The 15,858-nt window shown below is 35.5% G+C and carries 13 protein-coding genes and 4 pseudogenes; 12 read left to right on the top strand and 5 right to left on the bottom strand.

Annotation, left to right across the window (positions count from 1 at the left end; translation table 11 throughout):
- Positions 1–146: 146 nt before the first annotated feature.
- A complete protein-coding gene (locus tag QRY57_RS17410; protein ID WP_026591580.1) occupies positions 147–1,058 on the top strand; it encodes a VanW family protein in 912 nt (303 codons plus the stop codon).
- A 174-nt stretch (positions 1,059–1,232) separates the two neighbouring features.
- Here QRY57_RS17410 and QRY57_RS17405 read toward each other — a convergent pair whose 3' ends face one another.
- The 3 genes from QRY57_RS17405 to QRY57_RS17395 all read right to left on the bottom strand — a co-directional run bounded on the left by QRY57_RS17405 (position 1,233) and on the right by QRY57_RS17395 (position 3,358).
- Positions 1,233–1,685, bottom strand: a complete 453-nt coding sequence (locus QRY57_RS17405; protein WP_286015716.1) for a DinB family protein — start codon at positions 1,683–1,685, stop codon at positions 1,233–1,235.
- A gap of 34 nt (positions 1,686–1,719) precedes the next feature.
- Positions 1,720–2,238 carry a GNAT family N-acetyltransferase gene (locus tag QRY57_RS17400; RefSeq protein WP_026591578.1) on the bottom strand — a complete coding sequence of 173 codons (519 nt, stop codon included), beginning with the start codon at positions 2,236–2,238 and terminating at the stop codon, positions 1,720–1,722.
- A 505-nt stretch (positions 2,239–2,743) separates the two neighbouring features.
- Positions 2,744–3,358, bottom strand: coding sequence for a TetR/AcrR family transcriptional regulator (locus QRY57_RS17395; RefSeq protein ID WP_026591577.1), 615 nt, complete (start codon positions 3,356–3,358; stop codon positions 2,744–2,746).
- A 205-nt stretch (positions 3,359–3,563) separates the two neighbouring features.
- Here QRY57_RS17395 and QRY57_RS17390 point away from each other — a divergent pair, with 205 nt between their 5' ends.
- From QRY57_RS17390 to QRY57_RS27190, 6 genes and pseudogenes are all read left to right on the top strand, one after another.
- Positions 3,564–4,745, top strand: coding sequence for a YhgE/Pip domain-containing protein (locus QRY57_RS17390; protein ID WP_286015715.1), 1,182 nt, complete (start codon positions 3,564–3,566; stop codon positions 4,743–4,745).
- A 212-nt stretch (positions 4,746–4,957) separates the two neighbouring features.
- Entirely contained in the window at positions 4,958–6,490 is a 1,533-nt protein-coding gene (locus tag QRY57_RS17385; RefSeq protein ID WP_286015714.1) for a cardiolipin synthase, read from the top strand.
- A 308-nt stretch (positions 6,491–6,798) separates the two neighbouring features.
- Positions 6,799–8,140, top strand: a pseudogene (locus tag QRY57_RS27200) (cytochrome P450); the annotation flags it as partial.
- Between the two features lie 122 nt (positions 8,141–8,262).
- Positions 8,263–9,999 (top strand): annotated as a pseudogene (locus QRY57_RS27195) (diflavin oxidoreductase); the annotation flags it as partial.
- Between the two features lie 197 nt (positions 10,000–10,196).
- Positions 10,197–10,418 carry an aldehyde dehydrogenase family protein gene (locus tag QRY57_RS17375; RefSeq protein WP_286015712.1) on the top strand — a complete coding sequence of 74 codons (222 nt, stop codon included), beginning with the start codon at positions 10,197–10,199 and terminating at the stop codon, positions 10,416–10,418.
- A pseudogene (locus QRY57_RS27190) lies at positions 10,336–10,895 on the top strand (aldehyde dehydrogenase family protein). Before QRY57_RS17375 ends, QRY57_RS27190 begins: the two are co-directional and overlap by 83 nt.
- Before the next feature lie 32 nt (positions 10,896–10,927).
- Here QRY57_RS27190 and QRY57_RS17360 read toward each other — a convergent pair.
- Entirely contained in the window at positions 10,928–11,347 is a 420-nt protein-coding gene (locus QRY57_RS17360; RefSeq protein WP_286015709.1) for a VOC family protein, read from the bottom strand.
- A gap of 101 nt (positions 11,348–11,448) precedes the next feature.
- Positions 11,449–12,159: a class I SAM-dependent methyltransferase gene (locus QRY57_RS17355; protein ID WP_286015708.1), complete on the bottom strand. Its 711-nt coding sequence runs from the start codon at positions 12,157–12,159 to the stop codon at positions 11,449–11,451.
- Positions 12,160–12,347: 188 nt separating this feature from the next.
- On the opposite strand from QRY57_RS17355, the pseudogene QRY57_RS17350 reads away from it, so the two are divergent.
- The 5 genes and pseudogenes from QRY57_RS17350 to QRY57_RS17330 all read left to right on the top strand — a co-directional run.
- Positions 12,348–13,321: pseudogene (locus tag QRY57_RS17350) on the top strand (IS3 family transposase); the annotation flags it as partial.
- 163 nt (positions 13,322–13,484) lie between these two features.
- On the top strand, positions 13,485–13,940 hold the full coding sequence (locus tag QRY57_RS17345) for a MarR family winged helix-turn-helix transcriptional regulator (protein WP_286015707.1): 456 nt from the start codon (positions 13,485–13,487) through the stop codon (positions 13,938–13,940).
- Positions 13,941–14,051: 111 nt separating this feature from the next.
- Positions 14,052–14,585: a CDP-diacylglycerol--serine O-phosphatidyltransferase gene (pssA, locus tag QRY57_RS17340; RefSeq protein WP_286015706.1), complete on the top strand. Its 534-nt coding sequence runs from the start codon at positions 14,052–14,054 to the stop codon at positions 14,583–14,585.
- Positions 14,576–15,064, top strand: coding sequence for a DedA family protein (locus tag QRY57_RS17335; protein ID WP_286015705.1), 489 nt, complete (start codon positions 14,576–14,578; stop codon positions 15,062–15,064). Before pssA ends, QRY57_RS17335 begins: the two co-directional genes overlap by 10 nt.
- Before the next feature lie 375 nt (positions 15,065–15,439).
- Positions 15,440–15,811 (top strand): ATP synthase subunit I, encoded by a 372-nt coding sequence (locus QRY57_RS17330; RefSeq protein ID WP_286015704.1) that lies wholly within the window; start codon positions 15,440–15,442, stop codon positions 15,809–15,811.
- Positions 15,812–15,858 lie beyond the last annotated feature (47 nt).

The following is a 15,858-nucleotide window of genomic DNA, read 5'->3' as shown; positions in this document are numbered from 1 at the left end:
TTGTAGACATTTCTTAAAGAAAAGAGTAATTTTAATATAGTGGAAATCAAATTGTAATATTTTAGAGTCATATTGCAAAAAACATGTAATCATACATACATAAATTTGAAAACAAAGAGTAATAGCAAGAAAAAGGAGAGAGTGTATTGTTACGTAAGGTACAAAGTATAGTAATAGGGGCACTATGTGTAAGTATAGTGAGTGGATGTGGTACAAAAGTAAGTGAAGTTTCGTTAGTGAGTGGTATAGGAGAGCATACTGTAGAAGCTAAGACTGGAGTCAGTGACAGTGTGAGTTTAGTTGATCCTAGAAGTGGGAAAGAAATAAAAAATGTGAATCTAGCAAACTTAGGTTATTTTGAAGATGAAAATAAATTTAAAAAAGAAGTAACGAAGGTTGCTAAGGAAGTTGGAAAAAGCATTGATCAAAAGATGGTTCCTTCACGTATGGCAAGCAATGGAACATGGCAGGAAGGTAAGCCTTCTTATGAATTAATGGAAAAAGAACTAGTAGACAAATTAATGAATGTAGGTATGTGGGATGCCTCATATCAATTGCCGATTGTTGAGAAAAAACCAGTAGCGACACCGGCCGATGCAAGTGGTAATGGTGCAGTTTTAGGGAGATATGAAACAAATTTAGGTGGTTCTACTGGTGGTAGAATTGAAAATATTCGTTTGTCTGCAAATAGCATTAGTGGAGTTGTATTAGGAAAAGGAGATCGCTTCTCTTTTAATGCACTGATTGGCGATACAACACCAGACAAAGGGTATCAGTTAGGAAAAGAAATTGTTGACGGAAAATTAGTAGATGGTTATGGCGGTGGTGTATGCCAAACGTCTTCTACTTTATTTAATGCAGCAGATCAAGCTGGATTAAAGATGGTGGAGAGAACAACGCATTCCAAAGAAGTAGGATATGTTCCAAAAGGCCGAGATGCTACAATTGCCTATCCATATTTAGATTTAGTATTTGAAAATACAAATGATGTACCTGTGAAGCTTTATATGAGTATAGAAGGTGGAAAGCTTATTGCTGAGGTACGTGCAGCAAGATAAGAAGTGTATTCTTGTTTCGTGCTTGATTGATAAAGGTTGCCTATTCGTAAGGGATGAAAAAATTTTCATTAATAGAAGAGCGAGCTAAGCCATTCTTTCTAGTATTTTTCTAGAAAGAGTGGCTTTTTGTATACAATTAGAAAGCAATTGAGTAGGATAAGGGTGAAATGAGATTTATTTTTTATGTTTTTTAAATATCTGATTAAGATGATGGTTCATATGATCAATATAATCTGTAACAAGCCATTCTAAAGTTACTTCTTGTTGGTCTTCTAACTTACATGTTAGTTGCCATTGTTCATTCTTTACATTGTTTAGTAATCTTATAATTTGTATGTTATTAGCTTCCCATAATTTTAGAATTTCATTTGATGAAAAAGACTGTTGATAATTATGTGTATGCACCCATAAATCTTGGTTATAGCCAGAGAGTGTAATAGCTTCCTTTGAAGTAAGAATATCAACAAAGCGTTTATGATTTACCGTACCGGAATCGCAAAGATGACCTAATATTTCTTTTTTAGACCATTTTGTTAGATTAAATTTTATGTCCATATCAGAAAGAAGTATCATTTTTTGCGAAGCAGTATGAATTATATTTTCTAATTGGGATGCCAATGTAGACATGTGAACTCCTCCTTTGTCCTTAATAACTGGATGTTTACAGCTCAATCCAATACCTTCTTACAACATTACCGTCTTCTTCCATAAAGTCACTATCGCGAAATCCTCTGTTATGCAAAATTGTTTTTTCTGAAGCGGTATTATTTTCATCGCAAACAACAAGCACTTTTGTAACACCTAATTCTTTTATTTTTTCTAACGATAAAGCTAACAATTTTGTAGCGTATCCTTTTTGTCTTGCTGAAGGGCGGATGCCATAACCAATATGTCCACCAGCATTGAATAAATGCTCTGTTAAACGGTGACGAATATTAACAACACCAACAATTTCTTTATCTTGTGTAACAAGCCAATAAGTAGAGTCAGGTACCCAGCCTTTACGGAGGTTTTTTCCTTCCGCTGCATCGAGTAACTCTTGAACCATGGCAGGTAAGTTAGAAGGATCTTTTGCAATAACCCAAGGAATCATTGTTTCACCGCTATTTTTCCATTCTTGATAAAATTCTAAGTATTCTTTTTGTAAGTCAATTGTGGGTTGTACTAAGTAGACATCCATTATTATTAGACTCCTTTTATATATTTTTTTGAAATATTAAAATAATCTTAACATAATTTGGATGATAGAGAAATAAAGTACTTGCAGATATTGATGTTTCTGAATAAGAGGTGATAGATTGAAATGTTCAAAGGGTATTCATTGTTTCAATGAACATGTACATGGAGGTTTGCAAAATCAATAATTCGTATATGCAAAATTTATCTGTAATATTTCACCATGTTCATAATGTTGTAGAAAGACATGAATTCCTAAACTGAAAATTTATGAATAAACGTTTGTAAATAGACATGAAAGTATAAACTTTTTGATCGTGAGACAAGAAACTCTAAACTTTTTTTAATTATGGTGATAGGGTGGCTTGTCTACTGTGAGAACACAAGGATTTGAAACATGAAAAGACTACAAAGCTTTCTTAAAAAAGCGCTTTGCAGTCTTATAATTTCTTGTTTTATTTAATATAAACAGACAAATAAAATAAGGAGAAAAATGATGAAACGAAACTCTAGCCCTCATTAAATAAAGTAAAACCAATTGCACACAAGGGTCCTTTAGTCAAAAGCTTCACTAATTGTTGTGCAGTATATTTTGGTGAATATTTCATGTCATTTTGAAGCCACCAAATTGCCATCCCAACAACAGAGGAAGTGATGAAATGCAATACCATATCCTTTGGAATATCTAAATCATGTTCTTCAATTTTAAGCTCAATGAAATTTTGTTCAAGGTTATCCATAATAGTCCGCTGCATTTGTAGGTTAAAATCATAAATGCCATGAGGACCAAGCATGGTTTTATAAAAGTCTGCATGTTTTACCATACATTCAAATATGGATTGTAAAATTTCCTCGAATTTCGAAAGATCTATTTGATCTCCCTGTACATGGGCATATAGGACCATCTTACTTGTCAACTCTCCTAGTACCCCCTCACTAAGCTTCGTTAACAAATCTTGTTTATCCTTGTAATGCGAGTAAAATGTTGCCCGATTGATGAGTGCCTCATTTGTGATGTCTTGAATGGTAATAGCATCGTATCCCTTTTCCGCTATCAGTTTGATAAAAGCATCATATATAAATTTCTTTGTCCGAATAATCCGCAGATCCGCTTTTTTCAACATCTTATACCTCCTTGTTCGTTATTGCTGTTATAAACAACAGATTCTACCCTGTTGTTTCTTATCTTACATTTATGTCCTAAATGTAAATTGCATTGTGTAGCAAAAACGATATAATTTCATTATAAACAACATGAATTTATTATAAACTACATATTGTTCGTTATCTATCTTTTTGTTAGACGAATGCTAGGAGGAATAATTTAAAATGCATACAGTAAAGCAATTTTTCAAACAAAAGATGGTTCTAGGTGGCTTGTTAGGTATTATGGCTGCTGTTATCATCGCTAGTTTTGCTTTTATGGGATCAACTGTTAATCCTGTTCCAAAAGACTTGCCGGTTGCCTTAGTAATACAGGATACAGGTATGAACTTACAAGGACAAGGAAGTGTAAATATAGGAGATAAAATAAAAGAGCAAATTCTGCAAAATAAGCAAAGCACAGTTAAATGGACGTTCTTACAAACGAAAAAAGATGTATTGCAAGGGATGAAGGATAAGAAGTATTACGCTGCCATTGTGTTTCCACCAGAAATATCCCAGCAACTTGTATCGCTGACCACACCTAAGGGAAAACAAACTGAGGTACAAGTCTTGGTGAATCAAGGAATGAACTATAATGCCGCAATGGTTTCGAGCCAAATGATTGATAAGTTCATTGGAGGGATCAACGAAAATATCCGTAATACCTTGCTTGATCAGCTTTCACAAAAAAATATGACACTAACAACTGAACAGGCAAAGTTATTGGCAAGCCCATTTATTGTTAAAACGGAGTTGATTCATCCAGTTCAAGCACATACAGGTAATGGAAATATTCCTATAATGCTGACACAAATCTTATGGATTACTACTCTTATCAGCTCCTTAGTCTTATTTATAGCTGTCCAAAAGTTTACAAACGGACGTGTTACAGGAAAATCAGTCTTATCACAGATCCTTGCCGGTTCTGTTTTCGTGACAGTAATTGCAAGTTTAATCCTTTTCATTGCTCATACCATACTCGAGGTAAACATACCGAACCAAGGAGAAATTTTCTTATTGTTCCTTTTCTTTGGCTTCATGTTCTTCCTTTTGCAAAGTGCAGTACTCAACTGGATTGGACGTGTCGGGGTACCAATATTAATGGTAGTCTTCTTCTTTTCTATGCCAATCTTATCACTGGCACACGAATTTCTTCCGGATGTGACAAAACACTGGTTATATTCTTGGACTCCTTTTAAGTACAGTGTAGAAGCATTTCGCAGCAGCTTCTTCTTTGGCGGGTACAGGATAGGCTCATATGTTCAGGTGATGGGGCTTCTTGGACTTGTATCTCTTATAATTATGGTACTGTCTGTATTCAAAAAAGATAAACAAAAAGGTTCTATATCTACTGCGTCAGTATAGAGGAAGTAAATCTATAGTCAAAGAGATACAAGGGAAATTCCTTGTATCTCTTTGGCTTTCATGAGCTCGAATTTATTAAGTCATTACATTTTATGTGAATGATATGACGGACTAGAGCAGCACCCCTGTGATTTAACACTAATAGAAATGTTAGATTACAGCTTCCATATACGAATCCTATATTTAAGACAGAATGGGTGAATTTTATCAAGATGAAAAATCCTATCGTTCAATTATTATTTGTGTTTACACTTGTCTCTATCATGCTCTTTATGTTAGATACATCCATTATCTCACTATACAATTTTGTCCGCGTACTATGGTATATCGCAATAGTAGGAATTTCCTTCATTATTTTTATCGAAAACCGTTCCCCACAAAGTACTTTAGCATGGTTTTTGGTATTAGCACTTTTTCCGATTGGTGGAGTACTTTTGTACTGTCTTTTTGGCCGGAGCCGCTGGAGAAGAAAAAAACATCTACGTCGTGCAGAAGAGAAAAGAAAATTATTCCGTGAGATTTTAGAAGAAAAACGCCTAGATCTATCATTCACTTCCTCATTAAGTGAGCGCTCTGCTCGTTTAACACAGGTTGTACAAAAATTCGGTGGCGGTCCTGTTGCCAATAATACCACAACAAAACTCTTAACAAATGGGGACCAAACATTTACAAACATTATACAAGCTATTGAAAATGCTACACATCATATACATATTCAATACTATATTTATCGAGCAGATGAAATTGGTACAAAAATTCGCGATGCATTAATAAAGAAAGCAAAATCTGGTGTAATTGTACGCTTTCTTTATGATGGGATTGGAAGCAATTCATTACGAAATCGCTTCTTACAACCCATGAAAGATGCAGGAATTGAGGTTATGGCATTTGATCCTGTTCTTTCGTCATGGCGTCCACTTGAAACAGTAAATTATCGTAACCATCGTAAAATTGTCATTGTAGACGGAGAGATTGGTTTTACAGGTGGGCTCAACGTTGGCGATGAGTATCTTGGTCGTTCTAAAAAATTCCCAATTTGGCGTGACAGCCACTTACGAATAGAAGGAAAAGCATTGTACAAATTACAAGCAATATTCCTTGAGGATTGGCTCTATACCTCTAGTGGTTTAAATACTTATTCTTGGAATCAATTTATGAATACAAAATACTTTCCAGGTAAAGAAAAGCCTCATACAGAAGGTGCTGTTCAAATTGTAGCAGGTGGGCCGAGTTCAGATGATACAAACATTCGTAATACTTTACTTGCTGTTATAGGTTCTGCTAAGAAATCAATTTGGATCGCAACACCCTACTTCATCCCGGATAAAGAAATATTAACATTACTACGTTTAAGTGCAATGGCTGGAATAGATGTCCGTATTCTATATCCAGGTAAGAGAGATAGAATCATTAGTGATCAAGCATCTCAATCATACTTCACACCTATTCTAAAAGCCGGTGCTTCAATTTACAGCTATAAAGATGGGTTTATGCACGCTAAAATTGTACTTGTAGATGATGAAATTGCAACAATTGGCACAGCAAATATGGATGTCCGTAGCTTTGAACTAAATTATGAAATCATTAGCGTACTTTATGAATCTAAGACAGTTCTTGATATTAAACGTGATTTTGAAAAGGACTTTAATTATTCAACTGAAATTCGATGGGAATCGTTTCAGAAACGTAGTATTCAAAAACGAATAATGGAATCCCTAATGCGTTTAATTTCTCCTTTATTATAATTCTGAAAAAAGTAATCTAAACAAACTGGATTACTTTTTTCTTTTTGATAAAAGCATCATATATAAATTTCTTTGTCCGAATAATCCGCAGATCCGCTTTTTCAACATCTTATATCTCCTTGTTCGTTATTGTCATTATAAACAACAGATTTCATCTTTTTGTTTCTTACCCTACATTTATGCCTTGAATGTAAATTGCATTGTGTAGTAAAAACGATATAATTACATTATAAACAACATGAATGAGTTATAAACTACATATTGTTCGTTATCTATCTTTTTGTTAGACGAATGCTAGGAGGATGAAAATGAGAGAAGAACAAACAAGCAATATTCCACAACCCAAAACATATGGGCCACTCGGCAACTACCCTTTATTCGACATGAGTCAACCTACTATTTCTTTTTGTGAGATAGCGAAAGAATATGGGCCAATATTTCGGTTGACTGCTCCAGGTTTTAAAACAATATGTATCTCTGAACACAAACTGGTAACTGAAGTCTGTGATATCAATCGTTTTGATAAACATGTTGCAAATGATATGGTGCATGTACGCGAATTTACGGGGGACGGTCTGTTTACGAGTAAAACATCGGAGCCAAACTGGCGAAAAGCCCATAATATATTGCTGCCAACATTCAGCCAACAAGCCATGAAGGGATATCATACCATGATGTTAGACATCGCTTCGCAGCTGATTCAGAAATGGGCTCGGTTGAATCACGATAGTGATCATATCGATGTACCCGGAGACATGACCCGTCTTACTTTGGATACGATTGGTCTTTGTGGTTTTAACTACCGATTTAATAGTTTTTATAAAGAAAAACATGATCCATTTATCGACAGCATGGTACGTGCACTTGACGAAGCTATGCATAAAGTTGCCCGCTCGAAGGGCATGGATACTCTGATGATTAGAAAAAACAGACAATTCCAAGATGATATACAAAGCATGTTTTCGTTGGTAGACCAAATCATTAAAGAGCGAAAGGCCAATGGAAATAACGGAGAAATAGATTTACTGTCACGCATGTTAAACAGTAAAGACCCTGAGACCGGTGAGGGGTTGGATGATGTAAATATCCGATACCAAATTATTACCTTCTTAATTGCTGGGCATGAAACAACAAGTGGTTTATTATCCTTTACGACTTATTTTTTACTAAAACATCCAGAAGTTCTGAAGAAAGCATACGAAGAAGTGGATCAGGTCCTCGGTGATTCCACTCCATCGTATAAACAAGTGCTAAACCTCAAATACATTCGCATGATTCTAAACGAGGCCATACGGTTATGGCCGACCGCTCCATCTTTTGATGTGTATCCAAAGGAGGATACTATAATCGGTGGACAGTATCATGTGAAAAAAGGTGAAGGTTTGACCGTGCTTCTTCCCGCGCTTCATCGTGATAAAGAAGCGTGGGGGGAGGATGCAGAAGAATTCCGTCCGGAACGTTTCGCAGACCCTTCTAAAGTACCAAATCATGCATATAAACCATTCGGGAATGGTCAACGTGCTTGTATTGGTATGCAGTTCGCACTTTATGAAGCTACGCTGGTACTTGGGATGATTCTTCAAAAGTTTGAATTAATTGATTATGAAAACTATCAGTTGAAGATTAAGCAAACATTGACCATAAAACCAGAAAATTTAAGAATTAGAGTTAAATTAAGAGAAGAGAAGGAAGTCGCACCTTTACTGAATCTTCCGTTGGATGATGAAAAGGAGAAAGTGACTTCTCAATATTCAAAACAAGAAGTACTTGAAGGTGCTGAAAACGTACCTCTGCTTGTATTGTATGGTTCAAATTTAGGAAGAGCAGAAGAGATTGCTAGGCAACTGGCAGACCATGCACAGTTACTGGGATTTCAGAGCAAGGTGGGAATATTGAACGATTACATCGGCAAGTTACCTAAAGAAGGTGCGGTGTTCATTGTAACTTCTTCATATAATGGTCAACCAACTGAGAATGCCGCTCAGTTCGTAAAATGGCTGGAACAAGCAGACACAGAGGAATGTACAGGAATCAGGTATGCAGTTTTTGGCTGCGGAGATCGGAATTGGGCGAATACTTACCAGAGTGTTCCGAAGTTTATTGATAAAGAGCTTGAACAGAAAGGTGCCATGAAGCTTACCACAAGGGGAGAAGCAGATGCCGGAGGAGATTTTGAGAATGATTTTGCTGAGTGGCAAGAGAACATGTGGAAGGATGTCTCGAATGCTTTTGGCCTAAAGATGAAAGAGGGAACAGAAATATTGTCTCATCAATCATCGCTTTCCGTTCAATTGATTTCAGGTCCCCCTGCTAATCCGGTCGCTCAAAATAACGAAGCTGTTTATGCAACGGTGATTGCTAGCCGAGAGCTTCAGTCATCTGAAAGTGAGCGGAGCACTCGTCATATTGAGATAGCCTTGCCGGAAGGAGTTACTTATCAGGAAGGAGACCACCTTGGAGTGCTGCCAAGTAACAGCTGGAAAAATGTCAACCGAATTTTAAAACGTTTTGGATTAAATGGGAAGGATCAAGTCATTCTGAGTACAAGTGGACGCAGCGTAGTTCATCTTCCTTTGGACCGTCCTGTTAGTTTATTTGACCTTCTTAGCCATAGTGTTGAGGTTCAAGAAGCGGCAACCCGAGCACAAATACGGGAATTGGCAACATTTACAGTTTGTCCTCCTCATAAATATGAATTGGAAGTATTATTGGAAGATGGAGTTTATCAGGACCAAATACTAAAGAAACGTATTTCAATGTTGGATCTTCTTGAAAAGTATGAAGCGTGTGAAATTCCGTTTGAACGCTTTTTAGAACTTCTTCCTGCGCTCAAACCGCGTTACTATTCTATTTCAAGCTCTCCACTCGTTGCACAGGATCATCTAAGTATTACGGTCGGTGTTGTTAGGGAACCTGCATGGAGTGGACAAGGAGAATATAAAGGTGTCGCTTCTAATTATTTAGCTCAGCGTCACAATGAAGATGAGATTACTTGTTTTGTTCGAACTCCAGAATCACGTTTTCAATTACCCGAAGATCCAGCAACACCAATTATCATGGTTGGACCAGGAACTGGAGTTGCACCATTCCGTGGGTTCTTACAAATGCGTCGTGTCCAAAAGCAAAAAGGTGTTAACTTAGGGGAAGCGCATCTGTATTTCGGTTGTCGTCATCCTAAAAAAGATTATCTCTATCGTACAGAACTAGAAAAAGGTGAAAAAGATGGCTTAATATCTTTACACACAGCTTTTTCTCGCTGGGAAGGACATCCAAAAGCATATGTACAGCATTTAATGAAACAAGATGGAGCTAATTTAATTTCGTTGTTAGATAAAGGTGCTCATCTTTATATATGTGGTGATGGAAGTCGAATGGCTCCAGATGTAGAAGATACTCTTTGTCACGCATATCAAGAGGTTCATGGAGTCAGTGAACAAGAGGCAAGAAATTGGTTGGATCAGTTACAGCTTGAAGGACGATATGGAAAAGATGTTTGGGCTGGAAGCTGAATTTATCCCGCTATTTGCGGGCGGTAATACGCCCGCCTCAAAATTCAGCGAAAGCAAAGAAGTTAGGTGGGAGATACACTGCTCGTAAAAGCCCGATTGGTGAGGCCAAATAATCAGTGGGGGATGAAGAAAACCCTACTGATTAAAGTTACACTTTATACCTCCTTTTACAAGTTACAATTTTAGGAGGATTAATCATGACAACTAGAAATACGTACAAATTTTATTTAAACGGAGTATGGAGAGAAAGCTCTTCAGAAGAAACAATCGAAATTTCATCGCCATACTTACACGAAGTAATTGGTCAAGTACAAGCAATTACTCGCGGCGGAGTAGATGAAGCAATTGTATCTGCGAAAGCAGCTCAAAAATCATGGGCTGAAGCTTCTTCTACAAGATCGCGCAAAATATTTATATAAATGGGCTGATGAGCTCGTAAATATGCAAGCTGAAATTGCTGCTATTATTATGAAAGAAGTCGGTAAAGGATATAAAGATGCGAAGAAAGAGGTTGTTCGTACAGCTGACTTCATTCGTTACACTGTTGACGAAGCACTTCACATGCACGGAGAAAGCATGGTGGGTGATAGCTTCCCTGGCGGATCTAAATCTAAACTTGCGATTATCCAACGTGCACCACTTGGTGTTGTATTAGCAATTGCACCATTTAACTACCCATAATAAGAGCTGCTGCAAAACTTGCACCAGCTCTTATTATGGGTAACGCAGTTATCTTTAAACCAGCAACACAAGGCGCAATTAGCGGTATTAAAATGGTTGAATCACTGTATAAAGCTGGCCTTCCCAAAGGTCTTGTAAACGTAGCAACTGGACGCGGTTCTGTTATCGGGGACTACTTAGTAGAGCATGCTTGCACCATATTGATTAATTCCTGAAAATCCACTGTTTATTGAATGATCAAAATCTCTTATTGCGATATAAGAAATTGTTCTTTGAAGGTGGGACTTAATTCACTCCAGACATCAAATTTATTACCATCTAAATCATAAAAAACAAAGTTCTTTCCAGGGTGTCCTCTGTTCTCGATCTCTCCAACTTTTATTTCCTTTTTAATAAAATCACTATGGATTGATTCAAGTACATTTAAACCATTAACTTCAAATGTTAAAGAGAAGTGCTCTTTACCACAAAAATCATAAAAATTTAAGCTTTGATTTGCTTGGGATTTAACCAGAAAAAAACTTTGGTTTGCAAAGTTAAGAATAGCCTTGTCTTCGTCTTTATAGCTTAACTCTGCACCTAATTTGTTTACATACCATTTTGAAGAAAGTTCTACATTGGTAACAGGAATATAAATAGTTCCAACCCTCAATAATTTTTCTTTCATTCCACTCTCTCCTTTCTGTATATTTCTACAAAAAGAATAACGTTTTCTATGAATTATGGATATAAATTCATCTTTGATTGATAGTAGTGTATGGTGGCCCCTTATAGATTATTTTTTCTCACAGCATATGTGATTGCATTTGTTTTTAATAAAACCGACTTTTCATTTCGAAAAATTTTATATTCGAGCGGTTTTACTATGATATTCAATAATTCCCAACCATCATATATTTGTCTTAATTTATTCATCATTTCTTCTGTTGGAATGTTTATCTCCATTAGTGCATCCAATTTCTTATTGGTATCCATATCAATTTCTTCAACTTCAGAATTTACAATGATATAATTTATTCCGTTGTACTTCGTTCCGTCTGCCATTCGTTGAACAACCTTTCCAAATACCTCTTCTGATTGGACATGTTCTAAACTTGAAACTGCAACAATGAAGTCGAAGTTATTAGGCTTAATGTCATAGTTTCCTATATCAGCTTTTTCAGTTTGAATTACTTCTTTAACTTCATATTCCTCACTGTATTGATTTAATTTTTGCAAAGCAGAGTCTAATAAATCAACACACACAACTGTACCGCCATTTTCTTTTATAGCTTGAGCCAATGGGATACTATTTCTACCCACTCCAGAACCTAAATCAAGCACACTAAGATCGTCTTTTCCATCAAATAATGAAATTAGATCTATTACCGTTTTTACAGGTTTATGTAGCCACGAACCTTCTTCAAACAGTTTATAATTATCATAACAATAGTCGTGATATTTTTTCTCCTCTTTTCTTATAAATTCAATTCTGTTCATTGTTTTTCCTCATTTCTCAAATTATGTATTCTATAAATTACTGTAACAGATTTAATATAACTTTTTGAACTACCTTATCTTGTTACTTGAAGAAAGAATGATGAATAATATATACATGTGAGGTTGACATAACCACTCATTATTGGTAGTATCCAAAAAAATGTTACTTCTTATCTGAAAAAAGATAAGAAGTGACATTAGAAGATTTAAAACGAATGAAAAAAGAAATGCTTCGTCTAAAAGAAGAAAATGAAATTTTTAAAAAGGCTATGGCCATATTCGCGAGAAAATAAAAGATACAGAATTACACCAATTTATTGATTGTCACAAAGAAACGGACTCTGTTCATATAGTGTGCCAAACTCTTGGGATAGCAAGAAGTTCTTACTACCAATCTCATCACAAAACAGAGTGTAAGCGTAGTCGTGAAAATAAAAAATTAACCAAAAAAATTAAACAAATCCATCAAGATAGCGAAGAGCGTTACGGCGCACCAAAGATTCATCAAACACTATTGGAACAAGGTGTACAAATAAGTATAAAACGTGTACAACGGCTCATGAAAAAAGAAAATATCCGTTCTATTACCTTAAAAAATACAAACCACATTCATCAAAATCAACTGTAGAGGAGCGGGAAAATCTATTAAAACAAGATTTCTCTACAACTACAATTAATGAAAAGTGGGTAGCAGATATTACTTATATTCACACGCAAAAAGATGGTTGGTGTTACCTTGCATCTGTGATGGATTTGTATTCTAAAAAAATTGTTGGATACTCATTTTCACAAAATATGACAACGAATCTTGTGGTAAAAGCATTAGAAAACGCTTACTATATACAGAAGCCACCAGAAGTTCTTATTCTACATACTGACTTAGGAACTCAATATACAAGTCAGGAATTTCAAATCTTACTCGCGAATTATAAAATCCTCTTTCAGCAAAAAAGGGTGTCCATATGATAATGCTTGCATAGAGTCGTTTCATGCCATTTTAAAGAAAGAAGAAGTATATCGTACAAAATATTCCACATTTGAACAAGCAAACGTAGCACTATTTCAATACATCGAGGGATGGTATAACCGCAAGAGAATTCATAGTAGTATTGGTTATAAAACTCCCCAAGCAATAGAAGATCTAGCTAACAAAGTAGCTTAGATTTAACTTTTTGGTGTCCAAAACATTGACTCAAATCCATATATTTTCCTTTACACTAACATAAAGGTGTAATATAGTTAAGTTAACTAAACTAAACTAAAATATGTGTTGAAACAAAAAACGGCGCACAATGCAATAACAGAATGACTGGAGGAACAATACTATGACCAGATCTTATAAAGAAGTAATTAACGAAATGAATAGAGCCTACAATGAATTCTACATTTTACTATCTCACGAGTTAAAGGATGAGTTCGGTCTTACAGGGCAGCAAGAGAGTATGATATTCTATATTAATTTAAATAAAAATACTACAGCGAACAATATTGCGACCACTTTTAATATATCTAAAAGCGCTGTTAGCCAAGTTTTATCTAAATTGGAAAAGCATAATATGATTTCGAAACAAGTAAATCCTAACAATAAACGTGAGTATTTCCTTACACTTGGTCCTAATGGTAGCGATTATATAGAACGGTTGTCTCAGCTAGATGATTTACTTATTGAGAAGTACTTCTCTAAAATTGATATCGAAGCCTTGCAGCAAATGACTGATACCTTAATTAAAATAAATAAAATTATATTGGAAGAAAAAAAGAAGACACTTGAGCCCAAATAGTAATAAAGTTTCTATGAAGCGATTTTTATTAAAAAAGTTGTATATGTTCACTGAGTTTTAATTAACTTTTTGAAACATTACTTAGTTAATTGAAAGAGGGAAAAGCATGTTATGAGTTATATACCAAGTATTATTACGATAGCAAATTTTATCTGTGGACTTCTGGCTATTTACTCAGTTTTCGTTCACGATATTTATTTTGGAATGATTTTTATTATTACAGGTATGTTATTTGATCTTTTTGATGGCATGATTGCTCGGAAACTTGATTCTATTTCGGAGATAGGTAGAGAACTAGACTCATTTGCGGATTTAGTTACCTTTGGTATAGCTCCGTCTATACTTGCATATAGTGTAGCTTTAAAAGATCTGCAGTCTATTGGGATGCTATGTGCACTGGCTTACAGTATTTGTGGAATGCTTCGGCTTGCTAGATTTAATATTCAACAAAGCAAGCTCCCGACGTTTATCGGAATGCCAATTCCATTTGCGGCAATGTGTCTCGTCATTTTATGCTTTTTGAATAATCCTATTCTTATAGCCCTTGGCACATGTGTACTGTCTTATTTAATGGTGAGCAAAATAAAATTCCCCCATTTAAAAAAACATATGTCAAAAAAATTGGAGTCTGAAAGATGGAATTAGTACAGCAGGTTATAGCAGACTATGGTTACCTCGCTATTTTTTTGATGCTTGTTCTTGGGATTGTAGGAATACCAATCCCTGATGAAGTCATGATGACAGTCGTAGGTTACTTTACGAATATTAATGTCCTGAATTATGGGCTTGCCATTTTAGTCAGTTTTGTAGGAGCGTTGTTGGGTATGTTGATCAGTTATATGATCGGTAAAAAGGCAGGTCGTCCTTTTATTGAGAAGTATGGGAAATGGATCGGTTTGAAGGAAAAGAGAATAATCAAAGTTGAAAAGTGGATGGGGAAATATGGATCCTATTCTCTTATTTTTGGGTATTTCATTCCAGGTGTCAGACATATAACCTGTTACCTTTCGGGGATTAGCAAAATGAAGTTGAAAACTTATATTTTGTTCGCTGCTATCGGCGCATTTTTATGGTGTTTCGTTTTTATTACGTTCGGCAGGGTTATAGGAATTATTCATGAATAAGAATGTATGGAATTATCGAAAAGATTCTAACTGGAAAAGCTAACTCTAAAATCATTCAAGACAGTTATGACGATGTTTTGCGGTTATCTCATTCTAGAGGTCACGTTATCAAAAGTGAAAACTTGTACGTTAAGGGATAACATGTTGTTTTGTACAGAAACCCCATGTTATTGAATATAGATATAAAATAAAAAGCCGACATAAAACCATTCTTTTTTTGTGTGGAAGAGTGTATCCGGCGCTGGATAGAAGCGGCCAGTTCTTTATTTCACGTGACTTATATATTAGAAAAACAATAGGGATATATATGTTTTTGATAGTAGCAGCTGTAGTTGTTGATATGTAAATACAATGAAGCAGGTAAAGGAGCACAGCATGATTCGTATGGCACTAAGAGCATTTAATATACAAATGTATTATTTGCTAGGCGCGATGTTATTAGGATGGGTTATGACGCCTTTCTCGTCCCATTTTTTAGGTGCAAGCATTGGCTTGCTTGTTAGTATGTATTGTGTTTGGATTTTAGGAAGGCGTATTGAAAAGTTTGGAGATAGCATTGTAAAAAAAGTAAAAGCACCGACGCTTGGTATGATGAATCGGTTTGCAGCAGCGATACTCGGTGCGATTATTATGTATGAAATTGAACATCATAGTGTCATGTGGACATTTGCTGCTGGAATTATGGGTGGTTATTTCTTAATTGTGATTAATTTAGGATATTATAGCATGAAAGATGCGAAGAAATAGATTAGCAAAAAACCTTTTTGGGTCCACGCAAAGTAGTCACAATCTTT

Source organism: Bacillus arachidis, from assembly GCF_030285945.1.
GTDB classification, from domain to species: domain Bacteria; phylum Bacillota; class Bacilli; order Bacillales; family Bacillaceae_G; genus Bacillus_A; species Bacillus_A arachidis.
This window is presented reverse-complemented; position numbering and strand designations above follow the sequence as displayed.

Coding starts and splice junctions, on each gene's coding strand:
- QRY57_RS17405 (WP_286015716.1), bottom strand. CDS start 1,685: ATGTCTACATTGGCATCCCAATTAGAAAATATAATTCATACTGCTTCG.
- QRY57_RS17400 (WP_026591578.1), bottom strand. CDS start 2,238: ATGGATGTCTACTTAGTACAACCCACAATTGACTTACAAAAAGAATAC.
- QRY57_RS17395 (WP_026591577.1), bottom strand. CDS start 3,358: ATGTTGAAAAAAGCGGATCTGCGGATTATTCGGACAAAGAAATTTATA.
- QRY57_RS17390 (WP_286015715.1), top strand. CDS start 3,564: ATGCATACAGTAAAGCAATTTTTCAAACAAAAGATGGTTCTAGGTGGC.
- QRY57_RS17385 (WP_286015714.1), top strand. CDS start 4,958: ATGAAAAATCCTATCGTTCAATTATTATTTGTGTTTACACTTGTCTCT.
- QRY57_RS17375 (WP_286015712.1), top strand. CDS start 10,197: ATGACAACTAGAAATACGTACAAATTTTATTTAAACGGAGTATGGAGA.
- QRY57_RS17360 (WP_286015709.1), bottom strand. CDS start 11,347: ATGAAAGAAAAATTATTGAGGGTTGGAACTATTTATATTCCTGTTACC.
- QRY57_RS17355 (WP_286015708.1), bottom strand. CDS start 12,159: ATGAACAGAATTGAATTTATAAGAAAAGAGGAGAAAAAATATCACGAC.
- QRY57_RS17345 (WP_286015707.1), top strand. CDS start 13,485: ATGACCAGATCTTATAAAGAAGTAATTAACGAAATGAATAGAGCCTAC.
- pssA (WP_286015706.1), top strand. CDS start 14,052: ATGAGTTATATACCAAGTATTATTACGATAGCAAATTTTATCTGTGGA.
- QRY57_RS17335 (WP_286015705.1), top strand. CDS start 14,576: ATGGAATTAGTACAGCAGGTTATAGCAGACTATGGTTACCTCGCTATT.
- QRY57_RS17330 (WP_286015704.1), top strand. CDS start 15,440: ATGATTCGTATGGCACTAAGAGCATTTAATATACAAATGTATTATTTG.